We start from the raw sequence: 2,146 nt of genomic DNA, 5'->3' as shown, positions 1-2,146 counted from the left end.
GCCGTGAGGCAGTCTCGCAAGGCCTGCCTGGCTTGGAAAAGGGGGTAGCTGTTGACAGGAATACAATCAGGCGAGACTTGACAACAGAAACCGAGCTTGATACCGACCAGTCCCGTTATCGCCATGCCGATGGCCAACGGAATGTGAGGGGTGAAGTCGCCGAAGTAGAAAAGCTGCACGCCCAGTACCAGCAATGTCAGCACGACGGGAACGAGTGCCAGTGTCAGGCCTGGCTTTTCATAACTTATCGAAGATTCTGTGCTTGCCATATCGATGACCTTCGGTTTGATGCGCGTCGTCTTCGCTTTGCCTCACCAAGAAACGCTGCGAAAATGACTGCGTGGGCAAGTCGCGTGGTTACGCGCGGCGCGGAATCCTGACCTGTCCGTACAAATGTTTCGGGTCCTGCGCGCGGGTTCTCTCGCGCATTGCTTCGCTCTCCGCTCCATTCAGCGCTTCCCAAAGAAAAACGCGGCTTCCCGGGGTCGATCGATATTCGATCGATGAATGTGATGGCAGGTATGGCCTGATGGGTTGTTGTCAGACATCTGTCTCCTCCCTTTGCCGTCAGATATCGCATGCCCTGTCAGGAGGGCGAAGGTCACCGCGGCCGGTGCATCGAGGGCACTCGCACTGCCATATCTGACTGTCGTTGTTTCGTCTTCCCAGCCCTCCAGACTCATTGTTGGACACATTGGCCAGTAAATGACCCTAAATGACGCTATAATGGTTTCCTATTGTCCTTGAATAATCGTTTTGGTAGGCATCATGGCTAGAAAGCTGGATCGTATAGACCGCATTGATCACCGTATTCTGCAGCAACTTCAGGAGCACGGACGCCTGCCCATCGTGGAGTTGGCGAACCGGGTGAATCTCACCAAGACACCGTGCGCACAGCGCGTTCGCCGCCTCGAGGAGGCGGGCATCATCCGCGGCTATCGCGCCGAGCTGGACCCGGAGCAGCTCGGCGCGGGGCATGTGCTGGTGGTACTGGTGACGCTGGACAAGACGAGCGAGGATGCCCTGGAGCGGTTCAATGAGGCCGTGCGCCTTATTCCCGAAGTACAGGGCTGCTATATGGTGGCGGGCAATTTCGATTACATGCTAAAGGTAAGAACCCACGATATCGGGCATTATCGCGTCGTCCTCGGCCGGCAGATCGGGCGGTTGCCGAATGTGCACCAAACGCACTCCTTCGTGGTGATGGAGCTCGTGAAAGATGAAGTAACGGTGCCCGTTCCGATCGGCTCCCTGGCCTGATCCGATCGTCGACCAACGTCCCATGGTGTTCATCCCCACCTCGCCGGCATACCGTCGGCGACCTGAGACACCGAATTCGGGTAGTCGCGCCACGGCCATCCGGGTATGAGCAGTCGAGGTGGCTGCGGATACGCGGATCGCGAAGACGATCCCACCTGAAGACAGGGAGACGCGAAAACACGGTCACAAGGACGCAGACGCAGTCGTCTATGCTGCACGTTATCAACGAGGAGTGCGCAATGTCGGTGGACGAGGCCCGCGAGTTTTTCGGCACCGGCGAAGCGCGCATGCCCGCGCCGCCATCTCCGCGCCGATCCGAGACCGCGTTCAAGCCAACCTGCGCCGGTACTAGACCACGCCGCGCACGCGCACCGATGACGCACCCGCTGATGATCTTCCCGACCCAGTGCACGCTCAATTGCCCGAGGGGGGCGAGCGTTGGACGCCATTCACATCCAGAACACTCCGGCTGTCGAATAAACGGTGTCTTGCTCGACTATTGGGTGCCAGCAAACAAACCGGGAGGATGAGCGCATGCGCAAAGTGATTGTCGGCACCATGGTTTCGCTGGATGGCGTCATGCAGGCGCCTGGCGGGCCCTCCGAAGATCCAACCGGCGGATTCAGCTACGGCGGCTGGGTCGCGCCGCTGGCGGACGAGGTGTTCGGTGAGGAGATCGACAGGATGCTTGGTCAGCCGTTCGACATGCTGCTGGGGCGGAAGACCTACGAGATCTTCGCGGCGCACTGGCCGTATGCCGAAGGTGGACCTGATGATTCCATCGCCAGAACCTTCAATTCGATCACCAAATACTAATCCTTTAGAAAGTAATGTCATGTGCAATCGTGTATCGACAAGCTGGGTGATGGAAGAACGATTGCACCAA

3 protein-coding genes are annotated in these 2,146 nt (G+C 58.3%); 2 read left to right on the top strand and 1 reads right to left on the bottom strand.

All coding sequences use genetic code 11. The features are described 5' to 3' along the window. The coding region (locus tag ACPEES_RS23180; protein ID WP_435106836.1) for a hypothetical protein at window positions 1-269 on the bottom strand (269 nt) is incomplete at its 3' end. A 499-nt stretch (window positions 270-768) separates the two neighbouring features. On the opposite strand from ACPEES_RS23180, the gene ACPEES_RS23175 reads away from it, so the two are divergent. Continuing rightward, window positions 769-1,260 carry an Lrp/AsnC ligand binding domain-containing protein gene (locus ACPEES_RS23175; RefSeq protein WP_435106834.1) on the top strand — a complete coding sequence of 164 codons (492 nt, stop codon included), beginning with the start codon at window positions 769-771 and terminating at the stop codon, window positions 1,258-1,260. A gap of 534 nt (window positions 1,261-1,794) precedes the next feature. After that, on the top strand, window positions 1,795-2,076 hold the full coding sequence (locus tag ACPEES_RS23170; RefSeq protein ID WP_435106832.1) for a hypothetical protein: 282 nt from the start codon (window positions 1,795-1,797) through the stop codon (window positions 2,074-2,076). Window positions 2,077-2,146 lie beyond the last annotated feature (70 nt).

Source organism: Arhodomonas sp. AD133 (assembly GCF_051195215.1).
Classification (GTDB): Bacteria; Pseudomonadota; Gammaproteobacteria; order Nitrococcales; family Nitrococcaceae; genus Arhodomonas.
This window is presented reverse-complemented; position numbering and strand designations above follow the sequence as displayed.

Bases quoted from the DNA above. Each gene is read 5' to 3' on its own strand.
- ACPEES_RS23175 (WP_435106834.1), top strand. From the start codon at position 769: ATGGCTAGAAAGCTGGATCGTATAGACCGCATTGATCACCGTATTCTG.
- ACPEES_RS23170 (WP_435106832.1), top strand. From the start codon at position 1,795: ATGCGCAAAGTGATTGTCGGCACCATGGTTTCGCTGGATGGCGTCATG.